The sequence below is a fragment of the Bacillus sp. COPE52 genome, assembly GCF_003355115.1.
GTDB lineage: Bacteria > Bacillota > Bacilli > Bacillales > Bacillaceae_G > Bacillus_A > Bacillus_A toyonensis.
Genome location: NZ_CP031292.1, coordinates 4,351,603 through 4,376,204 on the forward strand (window position 1 = coordinate 4,351,603; position 24,602 = coordinate 4,376,204).

Here is a 24,602-nt window from a genome sequence, read left to right on the forward strand (position 1 = left end):
GTTTTATGTATAGGATTAGGTAATTTATTGTTGAAAGAGAATAGAATTATAGCGAGTAGATTGTTGTTCTGTTGTTCTAAATGTAAAATTGACAGTTTTAGGGTGATGATGTAGAATTTGGTTAGTTTTTATATTTTGAATGCTCTGGTGATTATAGAGATATGTATATTATGAATATGTTGACTTTTAATATCTCCAGGTTTTCATCAAAAAACACGCTAAAAGAAGTCATGGTTTTCAGTTAGAAAGAGGGGAAAGGACTGTGTTAATTTTATGCTTGTCTGACAAAAAACGATGACATAATAATTATACATCTATAAAGGAGACAGAAAATGCAGACAAAGTGGTTAAAATGGGAAGTTATAGCAGTTGTTGTTGCGGCAATAGTAATGATTGGTTTATTACTTATTAAGCCTATTGTTGGTCTCGCTGACAATGGTGACTTTGAACGTATTATGATTCAAATTGGATTGGCTTATCCAGATCCAAATGAAGCGAGGGTAGATAAATACTTTTCATTTATCCATCATTTATATGCTTATGTGAATCCAGCTGCAGGTGATTATGTTTCTTCGCAGTTGTTTCTCATGGTTCCAGCTTTATGGATTGGGAAATTATTACCAGGACCTTGGTTTGATATACGAGTTCTAGCGGTCGAATATATTATGATTTTTCTTCTAGCGCTATATCTAATTGTCAAACTGAATAAAACGAATAATAAAATCGTGAATGGTTTTCTTGTAACATTAACAATTGTTGTTTTTGCAGATATTGGATACATACTATATTTTAATTCTATGTATGGTGAAGCTGTAACGTATGTGTTTCTATTTTTAACAATTGCATTAGGAATACAACTTGCGCGTCAGAAACATCCGTCTATTTGGTTAGTTATTTTGTTTTATATATCAGCAATAATGCTAGCTTGTTCTAAAACACAGTATACACCAGCAGGATTTATAGCGGCACTACTTACTATTAGACTATGGTTTATACGCAAGGATACAGTATGGAGAAGTATAATTGTATCAATGACGGCATTACTTTTAATTTTATCTTTCATTTGTTATAAAAGCTCACCTGCATGGATTGATAAAATCAATATATATCAAACTATATTTTATGGAGTTCTTAAAGATTCCCCAAACCCAGAACAAGATTTACGTGATCTGGGAGTAGATCCAGAACTTGCTGTAAATGCAGGAACTCATTTTTGGTCTAATGCAGCGATACCACAGGAAGATCCGAGATTGCATAAAGAATTATATAATAAAATAAAATTCCCTGATATCGCCAAGTTCTATTTAACGCATCCACAAAGATTTTGGAGTAAACTAGAGGCAACAGCTGAATATGCTTGGACCATCCGTCCGTCCGTTGATGGAGTTGCTTTTCTTGGTAATTATGAGAAAAAAGATAATCCAGTTCCTGTTGCTCAAGTAGAGACATTTTCTTTATGGAGCCATGTAAAAGAGCAGTATCATCCAAATGGATTCATATGGATTGTTCTTTTATACATTTTATATGGACTAGGAATTTTGCTAGAATACAGAAGAGCTAAGACGCATAGTGAGCGGCTTATTCCTGACATATTTACAGCTGTAGCTATAATTGGTATGGTTTCTTATGTGGTCCCATTTGTTGGAAGCGGTGAAGGGGATTTCGCTAAACATTTATTTTTATTTACAGTTTGCTTAGATGTAATGTTAGTAAGTGGGATTTGGTGGTTAGCAAAAGGTAGATTGATAATGAAAAAATAGAATGTTAACAGGTTTTTGTTTTACAGAAAAATAGATTGCAATAAAAACTTAATTAATAGTGGATAATAGTCAGTGGAGATGGATAAAAAAACGCTGACTAAAATGCCACTGTATTTTATGCTTATTTACATTACTAATCTGCATCGTTATGTAAGAAAAACTATTTGAAATACGAAACGAACTAGATTATTATTATTTAAGAGTCTATAATGGTTTATATTGGAAGGATTTTAGGAGGATGGACATGGAATTTTTGACTGGAAAAGTGGTTACCGTGTTGTTGACGTTGTTTTTTATACTTACTGTATACGTTAACATTAATACGGTATACTATGTGATTTTATCCTTTTTCGGATTTGGCAAAGCGAAACGTGACTATGAATTAATCGAAGATAAGACAAGATTTTTAATATTAGTTGCAGCACATAATGAAGAGAAAGTAATTGGATCAACTATTGATAATTTGAGAAAAATTCAATATCGAGATGATTTGTATGATATTTATGTTGTAAATGATAATAGTACGGATAGAACAGGTGCTATTTGTGAAGAAAAGGGAATGAAGTATGTTAATACAAGTGAACAAGTATTCCCACGTGAAGGAGTAGGGAAACCAGCAGGTTTGCAATATGCGTTACGTCATTTAGGATTCGATAAACTGACTGAAAAATATGACTGTTTAATGATTTTAGATGCTGATAATCATGTTGATTCAAATGTTTTACAAGAGTTAAATTCACAGTACATTGCTAAAGATAAACCAGAGGCGATTCAAATTTATTTAGATTCAAAAAATTCAGCGACTAATTTATCGCTTGGTTATGCCATGAGTTATTACGTAACAAATCGTTTCTTCCAGTTAGCAAAATATCGTGCAGGTTTACCGAATGCCATTGGCGGAACGGGATTCATTGTTAAAATGGAATACTTAATGAAACATGGTGGTTTTCGTTTTAATTCTTTAACGGAAGATTTAGAATTAGAAATGGAAATTGTTAAAGATAATGGAAGAGTATTGTGGAATCATTTCGTCCGTGTATACGATGAAAAACCAGATAACTTTAAAATTAGTATTAAGCAACGTACACGTTGGTCTCAAGGACATTGGTATGTGGCGTTTACGAATTTTAAACCTATGGTAAAGAAACTTTTCACTGAAAAAGGAAAACTGAGAATTATTGATCAGTTGTTTTATCTGTTTGGTATGGCGCGTGCAGTTCAAATGCTAATTACTTTACTTGGTGTTTTTGGTGCTCTTGCCTATGTTCTTGCTACACAATCGTATCAAGATATACCGCTTGTAGGGAAACGTCTAATTGGTGTGATTTTTGGACTGAGTATTTTTTCTTTAGTACTTTTTGCTTACCAATTGATTATTTGTATGTATTATGCGATTAAGGTAGATACTAATCGAGAATATAAATTAATTCGGATGAGTTTCTCTGTGTTTTATTATGCGTATACATTTATTTATGCTCAAGTTGTTGGTTTGTTTAAATGGAGACAACAACATACATGGGTGAAAACAGAGCATAATAAGACAACGATAAATCATAAAGCGGATAAATGATAAAGGTTTAATATATTTCCAATAGAGAAATGAAAGAGCGATGCCATGAGGCAACGCTCTTTCATTTTTTTGTTCAAAGAATGCTTGTAAGAAAGCGATTAGTTGTGGGATCAGTAGGAGAATAAGACAAGATAACTTATCTGGTGGAAGTTTCACTGTATGGAAGATGTACTTGTGATAGTATATGTAGTAAGGATAAATTAAAAAGTCCTGCAAAACAGGACCATATTATTCTTCGTCTTTATTTTGTTTTTCTAATTCAACTAGCTTTTGAATTAAAATGTGTTGTGGCATATGCATGAGCTGTTCGAGCGGCACACCTAATGCTTTTGATAAGCGAACTGCAGTGTCTGGAGAAATTTGTAATGGTCTCATAGAAGTACCTCCTTTTTCGTATAGTATAGCATAAGATTGGGGGAGTGAGGATGACTCTTATATTTGCACATCGTGGTGCAGCGGGAACGTATCCGGAAAATACAATGGTTTCATTTGAAGCGGCGGAGGCTTTTAGAGCGGACGGAATTGAGCTTGATGTTCAACTAACGAAAGATGGAAAGGTTGTCGTCATTCATGATGAAACGGTGGATCGGACAACAAATGGAAAAGGTGCGGTTCGAAATTATTTATATGAGGATTTATGTAAGTTGGATGCGAGTTATAAATTCGGTGATAAAGTAGGTTTTTGTAAAATACCTCTTCTAGAAGAAATATTAGAATGGCTCGCCAAAACGAAATTGCTACTCAATATTGAATTTAAAAATAATAAAATCCCATACAGAGGTTTAGAAGAAGAGGTTATAACACTTGTACGTAAGTTTAGTCTAGAGGATCGTGTTGTATTTTCTTCGTTTAATCACTACAGTATGAAAAAATGTCATATGATGGCTCCGGATATTCAAACAGCTATTTTATATCGTGAAGGTTTGCATAGTCCGTGGGCATATGCAAAAAAAATGGGGGCAACAGCAGTACATCCTAATTATCGTTACCTTCAAGATGCCATAGCTATACTAACAATGGAAAGTGGTGTAGAGGTTCGCCCCTATACAATAAATGAAGAAACTCTTATGCGTAAATATTTTGATATGAATATTTCGGCGATTATTACCGATTATCCTGAAACAGCAAGAACTTTATTGCCGATAAAAAAATGAGACCTAATATAAAGGTCTCATTTTTTATTTATCAAGCTCTTTGTTGTAGGACTCATCATCAGTTAGAAATGGACAAAACCCTGGTGATTAAAGTTTTACTTTATCTTCTAAAGCGAGCTTGAACTTTATTGCGCTTACGGTCTCGGTGTAAGACGAAGCCACCAAAGATGTAAAACCCGAGTGCGAAGCAGAGAGCGCCAATAAAAAACTGTAACCATAGTATAGAAATTGGGGGGAATAAAATCCCAAATACAGTATCTCTCATTAACTTAATGCCGAATACAGCTAATGAAATAGGGATGAGTGCTAATAATAGAGCAAGGTAACGCTGCATACATAACGCTCCTTTTCAGATTATTTAGTATATTACAATGATGTTATATGAGAAGGGGGTTTGTCAAGAGGGGGCTGAGCGAGTAAGATAAAGGTGTGAAAAATTTTGCAGAGATACTTCGAGAGGAAGTGTAATGTATGAAACAAAAGGTTTTAATTGTTGGTGCAGGTGAAGGTGGAAGTACACTGCTGAATCTGTTACAAAGTTCGAATATATTTCAAATTATAGGGGTTATTGATATAAATCCGATTGCGCAAGGATTACAAATTGCTAAGGAAAATGGGATTGCAATTGGAGAGAGTGTAACTCCGTTTCTTTCTATGCATATCGATGTCATATTTGATATGACAGGTGACGATGGTTTACATAAAGTTTTACTAGAGAAAAAGCATAAAGATACTCTTCTCATTCCAGGTGATATTGCGAAAATTGTTACGAAATTAGCGCATGAGAAGGAAGGTTTAATTGGACAGTTAGAGGAACAGACGCAACAAGGAGAATTAATTTTAAATTCTACACATGACGGTATGATTGTAATTGATAAAGAGGGACAAGTCCGTCTTTTTAATAAAAGTGCAGAGCGTATTATCGGATATAAAAAAGAAGACGCGATAGGGAAATATATTTTAGAAGTTATTCCAACTAGTAAGCTGCTTCGCATTATACGTACGAAACAAATAGAAGTAAATTATGAACTGACGTTAGAAAATGAAAAGAAAATTATTACAACACGTATTCCAATATTAAAAGAAGGAGGAGAGGTTCAAGGGGCATTTGCGATTTTTAAAGATATTACAGAAGTTGTAGATTTAGCGGAAGAAGTTACAGATTTAAAAGAAATTCAAACGTTACTAGAGGCAATTATCAACTCATCTGAAGAAGCAATTTCGGTTGTCGATGAGAAAGGAAGAGGATTAGTTATAAACCCTGCTTATACGAAGTTAACGGGTTTAACAGAAGAAGATATTCTTGGACAACCGGCTACAACTGATATTGTGGAAGGTGAAAGTATGCATATGAAAGTACTTCGAACGCGTAGGGCGGTACGCGGGATACATATGAAGATTGGGCAAAAGAAGCGCGATGTAATTGTAAACGTAGCACCCGTTATTGTTGATGGGATATTAAAAGGAAGCGTCGGTGTAATTCGTGACGTATCAGAAATTCAAAAGTTAACAAATGAGTTGAATAGAGCGAGACAGATTATTCGTACATTAGAAGCAAAATATTCATTTGATGATATTGTCGGAAATTCAGATGAAACAACTGCAGCTATCGAGCAGGCGAAACTTGGGGCGAATACACCGGCAACAGTATTGTTACGCGGAGAATCTGGAACGGGTAAAGAATTATTTGCACATGCGATCCATAATGGAAGTAATCGAAAATATAATAAGTTCGTCCGTGTAAACTGTGCGGCGATTTCGGAGACGTTGTTAGAAAGTGAATTATTCGGTTATGAGGAGGGTGCGTTTTCTGGAGCGAAAAGAGGGGGGAAACGCGGATTCTTTGAGGAAGCGAATAACGGTAGTATCTTTTTAGATGAAATAGGTGAGTTGTCTGCAAATACGCAAGCGAAACTCCTTCGCGTGTTGCAAGAAAAAGAAATTGTAAAAGTTGGTGGAACGAAAGCGATACCTATTAATGTTCGGGTAATTGCAGCGACACATGTGAATTTAGAAAAGGCTATTCTAGAAGGAGAGTTTAGAGAGGATTTATATTATCGATTAAATAAAATTCCAATTCAAATTCCGTCTCTTCGTCAGCGAAAAGGAGATATACCGGCAATTGCTGAACGATTGATACAAAAAATAAACCAAGATTATGGTCGGAATGTAGATGGACTCACTGATTCGGCTATTTCCTATCTACAATCATATGAATGGCCAGGGAATGTAAGGGAACTTGAAAATATTTTAGGGCGAGCGATTATCTTTATGAATTATAACGAGATATATATTGATGTACAGCATTTACCCCCTTTGCATAAAGAAGAGCATGCGGAGTTAGCTCAAAATAACCTATTATCTGAATTAGAAGAAAAGCCACTTGAACATTTAGTGACAGAGTTTGAAGGGAATATTATTCGTGGATATCTAGAGAAATTTGATGGGAATAAAACGAAGACTGCAAAAGCATTAGGAATTTCAGTTCGAAATCTATATTACAAGCTAGAAAAGTATGAGTGTGCAAAAAATAGCATGCAATAAATTGCGTACCGTGCAATTTATTGCATGGTATATAAAAAGCGACAAATTAAGACAGAATATTTCGTTATTTTGCAAAGTATTGATTTTACTGCATTTTGAATGCGTTTTCATTATTGGTAAGACCACTTTAAAAAGTTGGCACGGTATTTGCTTTATAAATAAACGAGGGACGACGGAAAGGGTTGATTACAAAATATGAAGTTAGAACACTTAATTGATCAAGCAGCAGGACAGCCTAAAAAAACTGTAGCTGTAGCAGTAGCTGAAGATCATGAAGTAATTGAAGCTGTAGCGAAAGCGATTAAATTACAGCTAGCTCAATTTCGTCTATATGGAAATCAAGAAAAAATAATGGGGATGCTACAAGAACATGGTTTACAAACTTCAGACCACATTGAAGTGATTGCAGCAGCGTCAAGTGCTGAGGCTGCAGAGCTTTCTGTTAAATCTGTGAGAAACGGTGAAGCAGATGTGCTTATGAAGGGCAACATCCCAACAGCGAATATTTTAAAGGCTGTGTTAAATAAAGAGTGGGGGTTACGTAAAGGTAGCGTGCTTTCACATGTAGCAGCATTTGAAGTTCCAAATTACGATCGTCTTATTTTCGTTACAGATGCAGCGATGAACATCGCACCTGATGTAACACAAAAAACTGCTATTATACAAAATACTGTAGAAGTTGCCCGGGCAATAGGAATCGAGTTGCCAAAAGTGGCACCAATTGCAGCAGTAGAGGTTGTGAATCCAGCGATGCAGGCGACAATTGATGCAGCGATGTTAACACAAATGAATCGCCGCGGACAAATTAAAAATTGTATCGTTGATGGACCACTTGCTTTAGATAATGCAGTATCACAAATCGCAGCAGAGCATAAAGGCATAGTAAGTGATGTAGCAGGTAAGGCAGACATTTTACTCGTCCCAACGATTGAAGCTGGAAATGTGCTCTATAAATCACTCGTTTACTTTGCAGATGCAAAAGTAGGAGCGATGATTGCTGGCGCAAAAGCACCGATAGTTTTAACATCTCGTGCTGATTCAGCAGAAACAAAAGTATATTCATTAGCATTGGCAGTTACGACTGCTTCAAAATAAACCAAAAAGGGTAAAACATTAGGGGGAAACGACAATGACATTAGAAATCTTCGAATACTTAGAAAAATATGATTATGAGCAAGTAGTATTTTGTCAAGATAAAGAATCAGGTTTAAAAGCAATTATTGCAATTCATGATACAACACTTGGACCGGCTCTTGGTGGAACAAGAATGTGGACATATGATTCTGAAGAAGCGGCGATTGAAGATGCATTGCGTCTTGCAAAAGGGATGACATACAAAAACGCAGCAGCTGGTTTAAACCTAGGTGGAGCGAAAACAGTAATTATCGGTGACCCACGTAAAGATAAGAGTGAAGCGATGTTCCGTGCATTAGGACGCTATATTCAAGGATTAAACGGACGTTACATTACAGCTGAAGATGTTGGTACTACAGTAGATGATATGGATATTATCCATGAAGAAACTGACTTTGTAACAGGTATTTCACCTTCATTCGGTTCTTCTGGAAACCCATCTCCAGTAACTGCATACGGTGTATACCGTGGTATGAAAGCAGCTGCGAAAGAAGCGTTCGGTACAGATAATCTAGAAGGAAAAGTAATTTCTGTTCAAGGCGTTGGTAACGTAGCATATCATCTATGCAAACATTTACACGCTGAAGGAGCAAAATTAATTGTTACAGATATTAATAAAGAAGCTGTACAACGTGCAGTAGAAGAATTCGGTGCAACAGCAGTTGAGCCAAATGAAATTTACGGTGTTGAATGTGATATTTACGCACCATGTGCATTAGGCGCAACAGTTAATGATGAAACTATTCCACAACTTAAAGCAAAAGTAATCGCGGGTTCTGCAAATAACCAATTAAAAGAAGATCGTCACGGCGACATCATTCATGAAATGGGTATTGTATACGCACCAGACTATGTAATTAATGCAGGTGGCGTAATTAACGTAGCAGACGAATTATATGGATATAATAGAGAACGTGCGCTAAAACGTGTTGAGTCAATTTATGACACAATTGCAAAAGTAATCGAAATTTCAAAACGCGATGGCATAGCAACTTATGTAGCAGCAGATCGTTTAGCTGAAGAGCGCATTGCAAGCTTGAAAAACTCTCGTAGCACATACTTACGCAACGGTCACGACATTATTAGCCGTCGCTAATCATTCATATATAACTTTTACAAAAGGTGTGGTTACCTCTTATGAGGTTTCCACGTCCTTTTGAATTTATTAGTGGAGGTAGCAACATTGTCCTTAAATCGAATTCTTGTTATTAACCCGGGTAGTACATCCACAAAAATTGGTGTTTTTGATAATGAAAGACCTGTTTTAGAAGAAACAATTCGTCATGATGAAGAAAAGATTGGGAAATATAAACGAATTATCGACCAATATGAGTTTCGAAAAGAAACAATATTAGAAGTTTTACATTCTCACGGTATTAACATTTCAAAATTGAACGCTGTTTGTGGGCGTGGTGGATTACTTCGTCCAATAGAAGGCGGAACATACACAGTAAACGATGCAATGTTAGAAGATTTGAAAAATGGATTTAGCGGTCATCACGCTTCAAATCTTGGAGGCATTTTAGCATATGAAATCGCTTCTGGATTAAATATTCCAGCATTCATTGTGGATCCTGTCGTTGTAGATGAAATGGAACCGATTGCTCGTATAAGCGGTATTGCTGGTATGGAACGTAAAAGTATTTTCCATGCATTAAACCAAAAAGCAGTTGCTCGTAAAGTGGCTGTAGAATTAAACCACAAATACGAGGATTTAAATTTATTAGTTACACATATGGGCGGCGGTATTACAGTTGGTGCTCATAAAAAAGGAAAAGTTATCGATGTTAATAATGGCTTAAACGGAGAAGGACCATTTAGTCCAGAGCGTGCTGGTACAGTACCAGTAGGACAATTAGTTGAGATGTGTTTCTCTGGTGAGTATTACCGAGACGAAATGGTTAAAAAACTTGTCGGACAAGGTGGACTTGTAAGTCTTATCGGTACAAATGATGCAATTAAAGTAGAACAAATGGTTGAAAAAGGCGATCCTGAAGCAACTCTTATTTATAAAGCAATGGCATATCAAGTTGCGAAAGAGATTGGCGGAGCTAGTGCTGTACTTCACGGGAAAATCGATGCAATCGTATTAACTGGTGGACTTGCATACAGTAAAATACTTGTTGATGAAATAAAAGAACGAGTGGATTGGATTGCAGATGTTATCGTACATCCAGGGGAAGATGAGTTAGAAGCGTTAGCAGAAGGAGCACTTCGTGTATTACGTGAAGAAGAAGCGCCGAAAGAGTATGTGGTAAGAGAAAAACAAACAGTAGCTAGGGGTTGAGATAATGGCAAGAGAATATGATTTAGTCATCGTTGGCGGCGGTACAGGTGGATATGTTGCTGCAATTCGCGCATCACAACTAGGATTAAAAACAGCACTTGTTGAAAAAGAAAATCTTGGTGGTACTTGTTTGCATAAAGGATGTATTCCTAGTAAAGCTCTTTTACGTAGTGCGGAAGTATACGCAACTGCTAAAAAAAGCGAAGAGTTCGGAGTTATTGCAAGTAATGTAGAACTAAACTTTGCAAAAGTACAAGAGCGTAAAGAGAAGATTGTAACGCAGCTTCATAAAGGTGTTCAACATTTAATGAAACAAGGTAAAATTGATGTGTTTGAAGGTATTGGCCGTATTCTTGGCCCGTCTATTTTTTCTCCGATGCCAGGGACAATTTCAGTTGAACTTGCAAGTGGAGAAGAGAATGAAATGTTAATTCCAAAAAATGTACTTGTTGCAACGGGTTCTCGTCCAAATTCATTACCAGGTTTAGAGTTAGACGGAGAGTATGTAATGTCTTCAGATCATGCCCTAAAAATGGAAACGCTTCCTAGTTCGATCATTATCGTTGGTGGCGGTGTAATTGGTATTGAGTGGGCATCTATGCTTGCTGACTTCGGTGTAGAAGTTACAGTGTTAGAGTATGCGAAAACGATTTTACCACTAGAAGATCAGGACGTTTCAAAAGAAATGCAACGTCTGTTCAAGAAAAAAGGTATTAAAGTGGTGACTGGTGCAAAAGTATTACCAGAAACATTGGTAAAAGATAATGGAGTAACAATTCAAGCTGAACATAACGGTGAGAATAAAGAATTTAAAGCAGAAAAAATGCTTGTATCTGTAGGAAGACAAGCCAATACGCAAAATATTGGTTTAGAGAATACGGATATCGTTGTGGAAAAAGGATACATTCAAACAAATGAGTTTTATCAAACGAAAGAATCTCATATTTACGCAATTGGAGATGTAATCGGTGGCTTACAACTTGCTCACGTTGCTTCTCACGAAGGAATTGTTGCAGTAGAACATATTGCAGGGAAAGAAGTTACGCCAATTGATTACTCTATGGTATCAAAATGCGTATATAGCAGTCCAGAAGTTGCTTCTGTCGGTTTAACAGAACAAGAAGCGAAAGAAAAAGGCTATAAGTTAAAAGTAGGTAAGTTCTCATTCCGCGCAATCGGAAAAGCGCTTGTATACGGAGAATCTGATGGTTTTGTAAAGCTTGTAGTTGATGAAGAAACAAATGACATTCTTGGTGTTCATATGATTGGACCACACGTAACAGATATGATTTCTGAAGCTGGTCTTGCAAGAGTACTTGATGCAACACCTTGGGAAGTAGCACATACAATTCATCCGCATCCATCATTATCTGAGGCGATTGGTGAAGCAGCACTTGCTGTAGATGGAAGAGCGTTACACGCATAAAAATGTGGATTTAGGAGGTTATGAAAAATGGCAGAAGTAAAAGAAAAGCGCCATGAAGAGCTTGGCTTAAGTGATGAGCAAGTATTAGAAATGTTCCGTACGATGTTACTTGCACGTAAAATTGACGAACGTATGTGGTTATTAAACCGTGCAGGTAAAATTCCATTCGTAATTTCTTGTCAAGGACAAGAGGCTGCACAAGTTGGAGCAGCGTTCGCTCTTGATAGAGAGAAAGATTATGCATTACCATACTACCGTGATATGGGTGTTGTACTAGCGTTTGGTATGACAGCTAAAGAGCTTATGTTGTCAGCTTTCGCGAAAGCTGGAGATCCAAACTCTGGTGGTCGTCAAATGCCTGGTCACTTCGGTCAAAAGAAAAATCGTATTGTGACAGGTTCATCTCCAGTAACAACACAAGTACCACATGCAGTTGGTATTGCGTTAGCTGGAAAAATGGAGAAGAAAGATTTAGTAACGTTCGTTACATTTGGAGAAGGTTCTTCAAACCAAGGTGACTTCCATGAAGGGGCAAACTTTGCTGGTGTACACAAACTACCTGTTATTTTCATGTGTGAAAATAACAAATATGCAATCTCTATTCCGGTTGAAAAACAATTAGCATGTAAAAACGTATCAGATCGTGCAATTGGTTACGGTATGCCTGGATATACAATAGACGGAAACGATCCGCTTGCAGTATATAAAGCTGTAAAAGAAGCAGCAGACCGCGGTCGACGTGGTGAAGGTCCAACTTTAATTGAAACAGTATCATATCGTTTAACAGCACATTCTAGTGACGATGATGATCGTGTTTATCGTGATAAAGAAGAAGTAGAAGAAGCAAAGAAAAAAGATTCAATTATAACATTTGCAGCTTATTTAAAAGAAGCTGGCGTGTTAACTGAGGAATCTGAAAAACAAATGTTAGACGAAATTATGCATATCGTAAATGAAGCAACAGAATATGCAGAAAATGCTCCGTATGCAGCACCTGAAGATGCATTGAAGCACGTATACGCAGAATAGGGGGGAACGTTTCATGGCTGTAATGTCTTATATTGATGCTATTACATTAGCAATGCGCGAAGAAATGGAACGCGATGAGAAAGTATTCGTTTTAGGAGAAGATGTTGGTAAAAAAGGTGGCGTGTTTAAAGCGACACACGGTTTATACGATCAATTTGGTGAAGATCGTGCACTTGATGCACCGCTTGCAGAATCTGCAATTGCTGGGGTAGCAATTGGTGCGGCAATGTATGGTATGCGCCCAATCGCTGAAATGCAGTTTGCTGATTTCATCATGCCAGCAGTAAACCAAATTGTTTCTGAGGCAGCAAAAATTCGTTATCGTTCTAACAATGATTGGACTTGTCCAGTTACAATTCGTGCGCCATTTGGCGGGGGTGTTCACGGTGCATTGTATCATTCACAATCTGTAGAAGCGATGTTTGCAAACCAACCAGGTTTAAAAATTGTTATCCCTTCTACACCATATGATGCAAAAGGCTTATTAAAAGCTGCAATTCGTGATGAAGATCCGGTACTATTCTTTGAGCATAAGCGTGCCTATCGCTTAATTAAAGGTGAAGTGCCAGAAGATGACTACGTATTACCAATCGGAAAAGCAGATGTAAAACGTGAAGGTGATGATATTACTGTTATCACTTACGGATTATGTGTTCACTTTGCTCTTCAAGCAGCTGAGAAGTTAGCGCAAGATGGCATTTCTGCACACATTCTTGATTTACGTACTGTGTATCCATTAGATAAAGAAGCAATCATTGAAGCTGCTTCTAAAACAGGTAAAGTTCTTCTTGTAACAGAAGATAATAAAGAAGGAAGCATTATGAGTGAAGTGGCGGCAATTATCGCTGAAAATTGTCTGTTTGATTTAGATGCACCAGTTGCACGTCTTGCAGGCCCAGATGTTCCAGCAATGCCATATGCACCAACAATGGAAAAATTCTTTATGGTAAATCCAGATAAAGTTGAAAAAGCAATGCGTGAACTTGCGGAATTTTAATCGGGGGGACTATACATGGCTGTAGAAAATATTACAATGCCTCAGCTCGGGGAGAGCGTTACAGAGGGCACAATTAGTAAATGGCTCGTTAATGTTGGCGATCACGTAAATAAGTATGATCCGCTTGCAGAAGTAATGACTGACAAAGTAAATGCAGAAGTACCATCTTCTTTCACTGGTATTGTGAAAGAGTTAATCGCTGGTGAAGGCGATACGTTAGCTGTAGGTGAAGTAGTTTGTGTCATTCAAGTAGAAGGCGCGGATGAAGTAGCAGCAACAGCTGTAGAAGAAAAAACAAAAGAAGAACCAAAGGCAGAAGTAACTACGCCTGAAAAAGCGCCGAAAGTAAAACAACCAACTGATGGAAAACTACGTTTTTCACCAGCGGTATTAAAACTTGCGGGCGAGCATAACGTTGATTTAGATTTAGTAGAAGGTACGGGAGCAAATGGTCGTATCACTCGTAAAGATATTTTAAAACTAGTGGAATCTGGAAACATTCCGCAAGTAGGTGCGAAAAAAGAGGAAGCTGTAGCAGTAGTAGAAGCGCGCCCAGAAGCACCAAAAGCAGCGCCAGTAGCGCAAAAAGTAGAAGCTGCGAAACCAGTTTCTGTACCGACAATGCCTGGCGATATCGAAATTCCAGTAACAGGTGTGCGTAAAGCAATTGCAGCGAATATGTTACGTAGTAAACATGAGGCGCCACACGCTTGGATGATGATTGAAGTAGATGTGACAAACCTTGTGTCATACCGTAATTCAATTAAAGGTGACTTTAAGAAGCGCGAAGGCTTTAACTTAACGTTCTTTGCTTTCTTCGTAAAAGCAGTAGCACAAGCGTTAAAAGAGTATCCTCAAATCAATTCTATGTGGGCTGGCGATAAAATCGTTCAGAAGAAAGATATTAACCTTTCTATCGCTGTTGCAACAGAGGAAGAACTATTTGTACCAGTAATTAAACAAGCGGACGAGAAAACAATTAAAGGTATCGCTCGTGAAATTACAGAGCTTGCAGGAAAAGTACGCACGAAATCGTTAAAAGCGGACGAAATGCAAGGCGGAACATTTACAATTAATAACACAGGATCATTCGGTTCTGTTCAATCTATGGGTATTATTAATTACCCACAAGCAGCTATTTTACAAGTTGAATCAATTGTAAAACGCCCAGTAATCATGGATAACGGTATGTTCGGTGCTCGTGACATGGTTAACTTATGTTTATCACTTGATCACCGTGTACTTGATGGTTTAATTTGTGGTAAGTTCTTAGGACGTGTAAAAGAAATTTTAGAAAACATGTCAGAAAATAATACATCTGTATATTAATAAAAAGCTCGCTTATGCGAGCTTTTTATCATCTTATTTCTTCATTTGCATTCTACTGTATGTACAACACTTTTCCCAGTAATCTTACAATGAACGATTATGTATTAGGAATTTACGAAAATACATTGCTGATATATGGTATATAGATATAAAATAAGAAAAGAATAATTTTTTTGGCAAATCTTACTGATGAAACTGTAGTATAATATATTGTATTGTATGAAAAAGAGAGTTATTCTATATAAGTGTTTTATAGATAATGTGTAATCAGTCGTCAAAACATGAAGAATGTTGACTCCTGGTTTTTTATTTTGCTGTAACAATGTTTCAGGAGGATGTCATGAAAAGAAGTACCGAGTTTCTAAAAAGTTTAGATGTAAAATTAATTTTAATTTTGTGTGCACTATGTGTTACGAGTATAGCTGCTATATATAGCAGTCAGCAAACTGGCCAATATGGAGAGGCAAACTTTGCGATGAAACAGGGTTTGAACTACATAATTGGGGTTGTATTGTTATTGCTTGTTGCAAGCATTGACCTAGATCAATTACAAAAATTGTCTTGGCCACTTTATATCGTTGGATTTGCTTCACTTATTCTTTTGAAAATACTACCAGTTTCCACTTTCACACCTGAAAAATTAGGTGCAAAAAGATGGTTTGTATTTCCGCTAGTTGGCCAAATTCAGCCGTCTGAGTTTTTCAAAATTTCATTGCTTCTCGTAGTAGCAAGTATAGCAGTGAAACATAATGCACAGTATATGGCAAGGACATTCCAAACGGACTTAAAATTAGTAGGTAAAATTGTGCTAGTATCCCTCCCGCCTATGGCTGTTGTATATAGCCAACCGGATACAGGGATGGTGTTCTTATATGCTGCTGCCATTGCATGTATTTTATTTATGTCAGGTATTCAGAAGAAATTGATAGCGTTATGTACAGTTATTCCAGTCACCATATTAACTACGTTAATATTTATTTACGTAAGGTATGAGGATTTCTTCTTTAATAAGTTAGTTACTTTACTAAAACCTCACCAACAATCACGTATTTTAGGTTGGTTAGATCCATTTGAACATACAGATCAAGGTTATCAAACGCAGCAATCGATTTTAGCTGTAGGTAGTGGCGGTATGGAAGGGAAAGGATTTGGCGAAGGGAACGTCTATATCCCTGAGAAGCATACTGACTTTATTTTCGCTACAATTGCCGAAGAAGGTGGATTTATCGTAGCAGCGTTAGTTGTGTTCTTGTTCCTATTACTACTATATAGAACAATTATTATTGGTTATTCTGCTGATAATTTATTCGGTACATTATTATGTGCTGGATCAATTGGGATATTAACGGTTCAAATATTCCAAAACATCGGTATGATCGTTGGATTAATGCCTGTAAAAGGGATTGCATTGCCTTTCTTATCGTATGGGGGAAGTTCCTTGTTCTCGAATATGATTATGATGGGTCTCATATTATCGGTACGGAAAACGTATAAAAAATATATGTTTTCAGTTAAGTAAAAAAGCTAGTTCGTGTAAAAACGAACTAGCTTTTTTACATATATGCTCTTAAACGTTGCAAACTAAAACAGACTAGCAGTTTGAGATGGGGTGCGAATGATGCATATGCATATTTTTGAAGGGGCACGGCACCTTTCAAATATGGAATGGGTTGTACGGGCTATAATAGCATACGTATTTTTAATATTAGTTGCGAAAGCGATGGGGCAAAGATCTATCGCACAACTTCGTTTTTTAGATGTTGTATTAGTGCTATTGCTTGGTGGGAATATTTCTAACGCATTGTCTGATGAAAAAGTAGGGTTACTTGGTTCGATGATTACAACGTTCATACTCGTTGTACTTCATATTATAAGCTCAGTTTTAATGCTGAAATGGGATAGATGGAGACGTTTTTTAGAGCCAGCACCTATCATTCTTATACACAATGGTTCCATTGATTTTAGCAATTTGAAAAAAGCGAGAATTACCGTGGAATATTTATTTTCGGAACTTCGTATGCGAAATGTGAGTGATATTCAAACAATCAAATTAGCATTATGGGAAGCGAACGGTGTCGTTTCTATATTTCGATATCCAGAATATGAAGCAGTTTCGCGACTTGATCTTAAAGTGGCGGGAAAAAAATCTCCAGTTTCTTTTGTATTAGTAAAGGATGGGAGGATTCAGAAAGATGTTCTTGCTTTATTAGGAAAAACAGAAGCGTGGGCGAGAGAATTTCTAGAGGAGAGTACAGAAGTCGAATCTATTATGTTAGCTACAGTAGATGAAGCACGTAAAATAAATATTTTGTTAAAAAAATGAAAAATATACGCATTTTGTCGTTTCATACATATGATACAATAGTGTGGACAACGAAAAAGGAGGCGATACGATGGGATATGTAGAAGAATTACGAAAAATAGTTGGTCATCGCCCTTTAATTTTAGTTGGTGCTGTTGTACTCGTTATAAATGAACATGGAGATGTATTATTGCAACAACGAACAGAACCGTATGGAAAATGGGGGCTGCCTGGCGGGCTCATGGAGCTTGGTGAATCACCAGAAGAAACAGCTTACCGTGAAGTATATGAAGAGACAGGTATAGAAGTAAAGAACTTACGATTAATCAATGTGTTTTCTGGAGCGAACTACTTTACAAAATTAGCAAACGGTGATGAATTTCAATCTGTAACGACAGCCTATTATACGGATGAATACGAAGGACATTTTGTTATGAATAAAGAAGAGGCGGTTCAGCTTAAATTCTTTCCAGTAACGGAGCTACCTGACTATATTGTTGGATCGCATAAAAAAATGATTGTTGAATATATGAAAATTATGGAAATGAATATATAATAATGAAAGAAATATAAAAACACAGCTCTGGTCGGTAGTCCAGACGCATGATTTCATGTCAGTAACCTTCCCCTCCGGGATGTCCAATATTTCTAATTTTATTAAAGGAGGGGCTGTCAATGGATTTGACAGTATATCACGAAGGTCAATTTTTTGTAGGAATTATTACGCATAAAGAAAAAGGGAAATTGTATGGAGCGAGGTATATTTTTGGAATGGAACCTTCAGACGAGGAAGTACTTATATTTGTGAATGGTCCAATGTTAGCATATTTCCAGCACGTTGCAAAATGTGGTGTGGACGTTAAAGAAAAACAGCGTCCAAAAAATATAAAACGTATCATACGAGAAGCAGCAAAAGAAGTAAATGTAAAACGTTTTACAAAGGCACAAGAAGCAATTAGTTTATCTTATGAACTGCATAAACAAGAACAGAAAGTGCAATCTAAAGAGAAACGGGAAGCTGAAAAGCAGAGAAAACGTTTTATAAAAGTACAAAAAGCAAAGCAAAAACATCGTAGTCATTGAGAAAAGGTGTTAGAGCAAGAGCTCTAACACCTTTTCTATGCTTAAATACAAGTAAACTTACTTGTATTTCATAAACATTAACTGGTAAGATACAAATAGGTAGATTTAGAGGAGGGAAAAGATTGATTAATTTTAACTTTTTTATGAATGATGTTGTTCGTCAAGCGCGTGAAGAGATCGTTTCTGCTGGATATACAGAATTAACGACACCAGAAGCAGTTGAAGAAGCGTTTAAAAGAAATGGTACAACACTTGTAATGGTAAACTCTGTATGTGGTTGTGCAGGTGGTATTGCTCGCCCTGCTGCTGCGCATTCCGTACATTATGATAAACGTCCTAACCATCTTGTAACGGTGTTTGCAGGTCAAGATAAAGAAGCAACAGCAAGAGCTCGTGAATATTTTGAAGGGTATCCACCTTCTTCTCCATCATTTGCTTTATTAAAAGATGGAAAAATTGTAACGATGGTAGAACGTCATGAAATTGAAGGTCATGAACCGATGCAAGTTATTGCGAAATTACAATCGTATTTTGAAGAGAATTGTGAAGAACTATAAATAAGTGAAAAGGCGGTACGCCCACGATTAAGTGGGTGTACCGCTTTTTTTATTAATTATACAAAACGATGGAATATACATCATCTTGTTTTGTTATGCAGTTTTTTATGCATTGAGAATGCGTTATTTAATGTTATTTTATTTATTTTTATTTTATATATTGCATAAAAATAAAACTGCTGATACAATACAAACATCGAATAAATATTCTATTAAACTTTTAAATATACATTATTAGGGGGAAGAAAGATGAAGAAGTTATTATCGATATCGTTTGCACTTATTTTAATTGTAAGTATGTTTAGTGCGTGTAGTAATGGGGACGTAAAAGAAGAAAACGGAAATAAGAAAGTACTTGTAATGGGAACTTCAGCAGACTATAAACCTTATGAATATGTAGAAGCTTCAAAGAGTGATGAAATTATTGGCTTTGACATTGATATTGCAAAGTATATCGGAAAAGAACTTGGGTATGAAGTGAAAGTGAAAGATATGGATTTTGGTGGTTTATTAGCGTCTCTTAGCTCAGGAAAAGTTGATTTTGTAATGGCAGGTATGACGCCAACGGCAGAGCGTAAAAATAATGTAGATTTTACAGATATATATTTTGTTGCGAAAAACATGATTGTTTCTAAAAAGGATTCTAACATTAAATCAGTAGAAGATTTAAAAGGGAAAAAAGTAGGGGTACAAACAGGATCTATTCAAGAAGAGAAGGCGGCGGAATTTAAAAAACAAGTTGATTTCAAAGCTGAGGGACGTGACCGTATACCAGAAATTGTACAAGAAATTAAAGCGGGTCGTTTTGATGCGGCGATTTTAGAAGATACAGTAGCGAAAAATTATTTAGAGAAAATGAAAGATTTACAAGGAATTGAAATTAAAGAAGCACCAGAAGAAGTAGGAGCGGCAATTGCCCTTCCGAAAAACAGTGATAAAACAGCTGAATTTAATAAAGTGATTAAAAAAATGCAAGAAAACGGAGAAATGGATAAATTAGTGAAGAAGTGGTTTGGCAGCGGAAAATAAGCTGCCTTTCGCTTTTCTGTGAAGGGAATGAAAAGAATGAACTTGGATTTTTCAGCGATTACGCCTTCGATACCGTATATATTAAAAGGGCTAGAAGTTACTTTGAAAATTGTAGCAGTATCAGCTTTAGCAGGATTTATTTTAGGAACGTTATTAGCACTTTGTAAGATTGCTAGAATACGAGCATTAAATATAGCGGCAGATCTTTATACATCAATTTTCCGTGGTACACCACTTGTATTGCAATTAATGATTATTTATTTCGGTGTCCCGCAAATAATTGGTTATGAGATACCAGCCTTTTTAGCGGCTGTACTAGCATTTAGTTTGAATTCAGGTGCATATATGTCAGAAGTCATCCGTGCCGGCATTCAAGCGGTTGATAAAGGACAAACAGAAGCAGCGATGGCTTTAGGAATTCCATATGGAAAAATGATGCGAAATATTATTTTTCCCCAAGCTTTAAAAAATATATTACCGGCACTTGTAAACGAGTTTGCGACGCTTACGAAAGAGTCGGCTGTAGTAACAGTAATAGGTGCGACGGATTTAATGCGCCGCGCTTACATTGTAGGCGGTGAAACGTTTAAATATCTTGAGCCGCTACTATTTGTTGGTCTGATCTACTATACGCTAGTCATTATTCTTACATTAGTCGGGAAGGCAATTGAAGGGAGAATGAAAAAAAGTGATTAAAATTGAAAACCTTCATAAATCATTCGGGAAAAACGAGGTATTAAAGGGCATTACAACAACGATTGAAAAAGGGGAAGTAGTTGCAATTATCGGACCGTCCGGATCAGGGAAATCAACATTTTTACGCTGTATGAATGTGTTAGAAGCACCGACAAATGGTCACATTTGGATTGGAACGGAAGAAGTAACGAATCCGAAAACGAATATAATGCACGTTCGTGAAAATGTAGGAATGGTATTTCAGCATTTTCACCTATTCCCTCATATGACTGTATTAGAAAATATTACGTATGCTCCTATCAATGTAAAAGGAGTAACGAAACAAGAGGCTGAAAAGAAAGCCGAGAAACTTTTAGAAAAAGTAGGCTTGTTAAATAAAAAAGATACGTATCCGAATCGCCTTTCAGGGGGACAAAAGCAACGTGTAGCGATAGCGAGAGCTTTAGCGATGGAACCGGAAGTAATGTTATTTGATGAACCGACATCTGCTCTAGATCCAGAGATGGTGAAGGAAGTGCTAGAAGTTATGAAATCATTAGTGACGACAGGAATGACGATGGCTATCGTTACACATGAAATGGGATTTGCAAAAGAGGTGGCAGATCGCGTTCTTTTCTTAGACGGAGGAAATCTTGTAGAAGACAGTCCGCCAGCACAATTTTTTGCAGCACCAAAAAGTGAACGTGCGCAACAATTTTTACAAAAAATATTGTAATATGAAAAGGTTATGTGAATAATAAGTAGAAAAGGATGACATTGTGTCATCCTTTTTTTATACTAACTGTAAATACGTTTATACATATAGGAGTAATGATATGTTTAAAATTGGATACCGTACAGTAAAAACAGCAATAGGGACAGGAGCAGCAGTTTTTATTGCTCAGTTATTAGGGTTAGAATTTTATAGTTCAGCAGGTATTTTAGTTATATTATGTGTACAAAATACGAAGCGTAAATCACTTCAAGTATCGGTACATCGATTTTTAGCTTGTGTATTATCAATGGTATTCGCATTTTGCATTTTTGAAACAATTGGCTATACCCCACTTGCAATTAGCGTATTATTACTTACATTTATTCCGACTGCAGTTATGTTGAAAATTCAAGAAGGCATCGTCACGAGTTCAGTTATTGTTATGCATCTATATTCATTGAAACACATTACATGGCTTATAGTTGGAAATGAAATTGCTATATTAACGATAGGAATTAGTGTGGCGTTATTAGTGAACATGTATATGCCAAGTAGTGAAAATAAGCTAAGAGAGTATCGGAATAAAATAGAAAGTAATTTTAAAACGATATTGTTTGAAATGGTTGTGTATTTACGAAATCGAGAAAGTAGTTGGAGCGGGGCAGAACTCATTGAAACCGAGAATATGCTAAATGAAGCAAGAGATTTATCTTTTAAGAAGCTGGAGAATGCATTTATGCGCGAAGATGATTATTACTATCGTTACTTTAATATGCGCATGCAACAATTCGAAATTTTAGAGAGAATGATACCATTGGCAGCCTCTTTATCGTGGACATATGAACAGGCTGATATGATTGCCGATGTTGTTGAAAATATTGGGAATGCAATTAGCCCTGAAAGTACAGGTGTTATTTCCTTAAGGCAGCTTCAAGAAATGAGGGAATTGTTTAGAGAAATGCCGTTACCAGTCACACGTGAAGAATTTGAAATACGTGCAAAACTTGTTCAACTTGTATATGAAATGGAGCAATATTTACTCATTAAAAGTCGCTTTAAGGGAAAGGATAATATAAAAGAACTTATATAGAAGGTAGGAATTATTTATGCCGTATCTTCTCTCTTTCATATTATGTCTTTCTTTATCGCCGATTTGGCCTCTTGGTGATAATCCACGTGCCGGAGATCCTTTCATTATTGTAAATAAAGCGACGAATAAACTAGCTTACATTGACGATGGGAAAATTCAAAAGATTTTTCCCGTAGCGACAGGAAAAACGAATGAATTAACCCCAGAAGGAACTTTTGATATTGTAATGAAAGCGAAGGATCCGTACTATATTGCAAAAGATATTCCAGGTGGTTCACCAAAAAATCCACTTGGATCAAGGTGGATTGGGTTTAATGCAAGAGGAACTGATGGGAGTAAATATGGAATACATGGAACAAACCAACCAAGTTCAATTGGAAAGTATATTTCACAAGGATGTATAAGAATGAAGAAAAACGATGTGGAATATTTATTTGATCGCATTCCAATTGGAACAAAAGTGTGGATTGTGAAGTCGAAAAAAACATTTCAGCAATTGGCAAAAGAAAAAGGTGCCATTGCATATGAAAAAGCCAACGCAAAGGTTGGCTTTTTCTTTTATCATAAGTTGTCTTGACATGTGTACATAACCATGCGTTAATGAAAATATAGAAAGATAAAGTGAAACTTTAATCAGTGCGAGGTTATTCCCCGTTAATGCGGGATAAAAATAGGTAAAGGGGTTGCTCATATGTACTTGAATCCAAAAATTTCGTATATGCAGTTTTTTATTGGCTTTCTATTTGTGATTACATTCATATTGGCAACTTTTAATATATGCTCTTACGTTGTAGCGGTTGTATTGATGGCATTACTTAATCTTACTTTTGTTATTGGGGCGTTTCAGCAGAAACAGTACACGAGTTTTGTGATAGCGTTAGTAATGGCATTTTCCTTTAGTATTGTAGCGGTTGTGTTTTATATAAAATAAACCATCTCGATGTCGAGATGGTTTATTTTATTATGTGTAAAACGTAATAAAAGGACGAACACATCGCCCTTTTTACCAAAACATACTTGCGCCAGCAAGTAATGTTGTTACAAGCATAGAAATTAGCATGATATAAACCATAACTTTTTGAGCTTTTTTATGCATCGTTAAACCTCCTTGCAAATCAGTACACCTTCATTGTAACGAGAAATGAAACTGTGGACAAGGGGAGAGAAAGGACAAATTTCGGGAAGGGGTTGCAAAATATAACAGGAAATTTAAGTATGCATAGAGAATATATTAAAAGATAGATTGTGAGTTTTTGTTTTGCAAGCTGAAGAATGGAGATACGATGATGAAAATATATGAGACAGGTCGCTTACATTTAAGGGAAATCGATGAGTCGTATGCTGAAAAAATTCTTCAATATTACGACAGAAATCGTGAATTTTTAAAAGCTTGGGAAGAGTATAGACCGGAGGATTTTTTTACGTTAGATTATCAAAAGAAAAAGCTACAAAAGGATAGAAAAGAGTTTACAGAAGGTAAGATCATTAGGCTATGGATTTTTAAAAAAGGTGATGACACGAAAATAATTGGCTGTATTTCATTTAATTTAATCGTTCGTGGTATTTATCAATCTTGTGTACTCAGTTATAAATTAGATAAGGAAGAGTTAAATAAAGGTTATACGACAGAAGCGCTTAGAAAAGCAATTGCAGTTGCTTTTGAGGAATTTCATTTACATCGTATAGAAGCACCAATTATGCCGCGTAATTTAGCATCTATACAAGTAGTGACGAAAATAGGCTTCCAGTATGAGGGTGTATCTAGGAAGATGTTAATGGTAAATGGAGTGTGGGAAGATCATATGCGCTGGGTATTGTTAAATGAGTAATCGAAAGCAGATGGTTATCTAGACATATAAACCGTCTGTTTTTTGTCTTGTATTTCGAAACTTTTGCGAAATTCTGTTATAATTAGTAGTGT

General features: G+C 36.3%; 26 protein-coding genes. 23 read left to right on the top strand and 3 right to left on the bottom strand.

All coding sequences use genetic code 11. The features are described 5' to 3' along the window. Positions 1–332 precede the first annotated feature (332 nt). Positions 333–1,760 (top strand): glycan biosynthesis hexose transferase WsfD, encoded by a 1,428-nt coding sequence (locus DPQ31_RS21955; RefSeq protein WP_208730987.1) that lies wholly within the window; start codon positions 333–335, stop codon positions 1,758–1,760. Positions 1,761–2,004: 244 nt separating this feature from the next. Next, positions 2,005–3,330 carry a glycosyltransferase family 2 protein gene (locus DPQ31_RS21960; protein ID WP_087949754.1) on the top strand — a complete coding sequence of 442 codons (1,326 nt, stop codon included), beginning with the start codon at positions 2,005–2,007 and terminating at the stop codon, positions 3,328–3,330. A 228-nt stretch (positions 3,331–3,558) separates the two neighbouring features. On the opposite strand, the gene DPQ31_RS21965 is transcribed toward DPQ31_RS21960, so the two are convergent. Next, positions 3,559–3,705 carry a YycC family protein gene (locus DPQ31_RS21965; protein ID WP_001247671.1) on the bottom strand — a complete coding sequence of 49 codons (147 nt, stop codon included), beginning with the start codon at positions 3,703–3,705 and terminating at the stop codon, positions 3,559–3,561. Positions 3,706–3,755: 50 nt separating this feature from the next. On the opposite strand from DPQ31_RS21965, the gene DPQ31_RS21970 reads away from it, so the two are divergent. Beyond that, positions 3,756–4,484 carry a glycerophosphodiester phosphodiesterase gene (locus DPQ31_RS21970; protein WP_208730989.1) on the top strand — a complete coding sequence of 243 codons (729 nt, stop codon included), beginning with the start codon at positions 3,756–3,758 and terminating at the stop codon, positions 4,482–4,484. Positions 4,485–4,584: 100 nt separating this feature from the next. Here DPQ31_RS21970 and DPQ31_RS21975 read toward each other — a convergent pair whose 3' ends face one another. Continuing rightward, on the bottom strand, positions 4,585–4,818 hold the full coding sequence (locus tag DPQ31_RS21975) for a DUF2627 domain-containing protein (RefSeq protein ID WP_001190186.1): 234 nt from the start codon (positions 4,816–4,818) through the stop codon (positions 4,585–4,587). Positions 4,819–4,955: 137 nt separating this feature from the next. Here DPQ31_RS21975 and DPQ31_RS21980 point away from each other — a divergent pair, with 137 nt between their 5' ends. The 19 genes from DPQ31_RS21980 to DPQ31_RS22070 all read left to right on the top strand — a co-directional run bounded on the left by DPQ31_RS21980 (position 4,956) and on the right by DPQ31_RS22070 (position 23,612). After that, positions 4,956–7,028 carry a sigma-54 interaction domain-containing protein gene (locus tag DPQ31_RS21980; RefSeq protein WP_208730990.1) on the top strand — a complete coding sequence of 691 codons (2,073 nt, stop codon included), beginning with the start codon at positions 4,956–4,958 and terminating at the stop codon, positions 7,026–7,028. A gap of 195 nt (positions 7,029–7,223) precedes the next feature. Beyond that, the gene (gene yqiS / locus DPQ31_RS21985; RefSeq protein ID WP_000763063.1) at positions 7,224–8,123 is read left to right on the top strand and encodes a phosphate butyryltransferase; all 900 of its coding nucleotides are present in this window, start codon (positions 7,224–7,226) and stop codon (positions 8,121–8,123) included. A gap of 34 nt (positions 8,124–8,157) precedes the next feature. After that, complete coding sequence (locus DPQ31_RS21990; RefSeq protein ID WP_000171363.1) at positions 8,158–9,258, top strand: leucine dehydrogenase; 1,101 nt, start codon at positions 8,158–8,160, stop codon at positions 9,256–9,258. Positions 9,259–9,345: 87 nt separating this feature from the next. Next, on the top strand, positions 9,346–10,449 hold the full coding sequence (buk, locus tag DPQ31_RS21995; RefSeq protein WP_000056190.1) for a butyrate kinase: 1,104 nt from the start codon (positions 9,346–9,348) through the stop codon (positions 10,447–10,449). Between the two features lie 4 nt (positions 10,450–10,453). Beyond that, positions 10,454–11,875 carry a dihydrolipoyl dehydrogenase gene (gene lpdA / locus DPQ31_RS22000; protein ID WP_000090439.1) on the top strand — a complete coding sequence of 474 codons (1,422 nt, stop codon included), beginning with the start codon at positions 10,454–10,456 and terminating at the stop codon, positions 11,873–11,875. Positions 11,876–11,902: 27 nt separating this feature from the next. Continuing rightward, positions 11,903–12,904 carry a 3-methyl-2-oxobutanoate dehydrogenase subunit alpha gene (gene bfmBAA / locus DPQ31_RS22005; RefSeq protein ID WP_000852551.1) on the top strand — a complete coding sequence of 334 codons (1,002 nt, stop codon included), beginning with the start codon at positions 11,903–11,905 and terminating at the stop codon, positions 12,902–12,904. Positions 12,905–12,917: 13 nt separating this feature from the next. After that, on the top strand, positions 12,918–13,901 hold the full coding sequence (gene bfmBAB, locus DPQ31_RS22010; RefSeq protein WP_000290072.1) for a 3-methyl-2-oxobutanoate dehydrogenase subunit beta: 984 nt from the start codon (positions 12,918–12,920) through the stop codon (positions 13,899–13,901). Between the two features lie 15 nt (positions 13,902–13,916). Continuing rightward, a complete protein-coding gene (locus DPQ31_RS22015; protein WP_208730992.1) occupies positions 13,917–15,230 on the top strand; it encodes a dihydrolipoamide acetyltransferase family protein in 1,314 nt (437 codons plus the stop codon). Between the two features lie 340 nt (positions 15,231–15,570). Further along, positions 15,571–16,749, top strand: a complete 1,179-nt coding sequence (locus DPQ31_RS22020) for an FtsW/RodA/SpoVE family cell cycle protein (RefSeq protein WP_000831187.1) — start codon at positions 15,571–15,573, stop codon at positions 16,747–16,749. A gap of 99 nt (positions 16,750–16,848) precedes the next feature. Then, positions 16,849–17,553, top strand: a complete 705-nt coding sequence (locus DPQ31_RS22025; protein ID WP_033661369.1) for a DUF421 domain-containing protein — start codon at positions 16,849–16,851, stop codon at positions 17,551–17,553. Positions 17,554–17,623: 70 nt separating this feature from the next. Then, positions 17,624–18,088, top strand: coding sequence for an NUDIX hydrolase (locus DPQ31_RS22030; protein ID WP_000542539.1), 465 nt, complete (start codon positions 17,624–17,626; stop codon positions 18,086–18,088). Between the two features lie 119 nt (positions 18,089–18,207). Then, entirely contained in the window at positions 18,208–18,615 is a 408-nt protein-coding gene (locus DPQ31_RS22035) for a YjdF family protein (RefSeq protein ID WP_208730994.1), read from the top strand. Positions 18,616–18,758: 143 nt separating this feature from the next. Next, positions 18,759–19,172: a BrxA/BrxB family bacilliredoxin gene (locus DPQ31_RS22040; RefSeq protein WP_001979317.1), complete on the top strand. Its 414-nt coding sequence runs from the start codon at positions 18,759–18,761 to the stop codon at positions 19,170–19,172. A 249-nt stretch (positions 19,173–19,421) separates the two neighbouring features. After that, positions 19,422–20,201, top strand: a complete 780-nt coding sequence (locus DPQ31_RS22045; RefSeq protein ID WP_000735467.1) for a transporter substrate-binding domain-containing protein — start codon at positions 19,422–19,424, stop codon at positions 20,199–20,201. Positions 20,202–20,237: 36 nt separating this feature from the next. After that, complete coding sequence (locus DPQ31_RS22050; protein ID WP_001046918.1) at positions 20,238–20,897, top strand: amino acid ABC transporter permease; 660 nt, start codon at positions 20,238–20,240, stop codon at positions 20,895–20,897. Next, positions 20,890–21,612, top strand: a complete 723-nt coding sequence (locus tag DPQ31_RS22055) for an amino acid ABC transporter ATP-binding protein (RefSeq protein WP_000590220.1) — start codon at positions 20,890–20,892, stop codon at positions 21,610–21,612. The genes DPQ31_RS22050 and DPQ31_RS22055 overlap by 8 nt, the downstream gene beginning before the upstream one ends. Before the next feature lie 100 nt (positions 21,613–21,712). Beyond that, positions 21,713–22,681, top strand: coding sequence for an aromatic acid exporter family protein (locus tag DPQ31_RS22060; protein ID WP_000472694.1), 969 nt, complete (start codon positions 21,713–21,715; stop codon positions 22,679–22,681). Positions 22,682–22,697: 16 nt separating this feature from the next. Beyond that, positions 22,698–23,258: a L,D-transpeptidase gene (locus tag DPQ31_RS22065; RefSeq protein ID WP_001146537.1), complete on the top strand. Its 561-nt coding sequence runs from the start codon at positions 22,698–22,700 to the stop codon at positions 23,256–23,258. 114 nt (positions 23,259–23,372) lie between these two features. Then, on the top strand, positions 23,373–23,612 hold the full coding sequence (locus tag DPQ31_RS22070; protein ID WP_000281161.1) for a DUF3894 domain-containing protein: 240 nt from the start codon (positions 23,373–23,375) through the stop codon (positions 23,610–23,612). Positions 23,613–23,684: 72 nt separating this feature from the next. On the opposite strand, the gene prli42 is transcribed toward DPQ31_RS22070, so the two are convergent. Further along, positions 23,685–23,777, bottom strand: coding sequence for a stressosome-associated protein Prli42 (gene prli42, locus DPQ31_RS22075; protein WP_000549039.1), 93 nt, complete (start codon positions 23,775–23,777; stop codon positions 23,685–23,687). A 187-nt stretch (positions 23,778–23,964) separates the two neighbouring features. On the opposite strand from prli42, the gene DPQ31_RS22080 reads away from it, so the two are divergent. Next, on the top strand, positions 23,965–24,510 hold the full coding sequence (locus DPQ31_RS22080) for a GNAT family N-acetyltransferase (protein WP_002044843.1): 546 nt from the start codon (positions 23,965–23,967) through the stop codon (positions 24,508–24,510). The last annotated feature ends 92 nt before the right edge of the window (positions 24,511–24,602 follow it).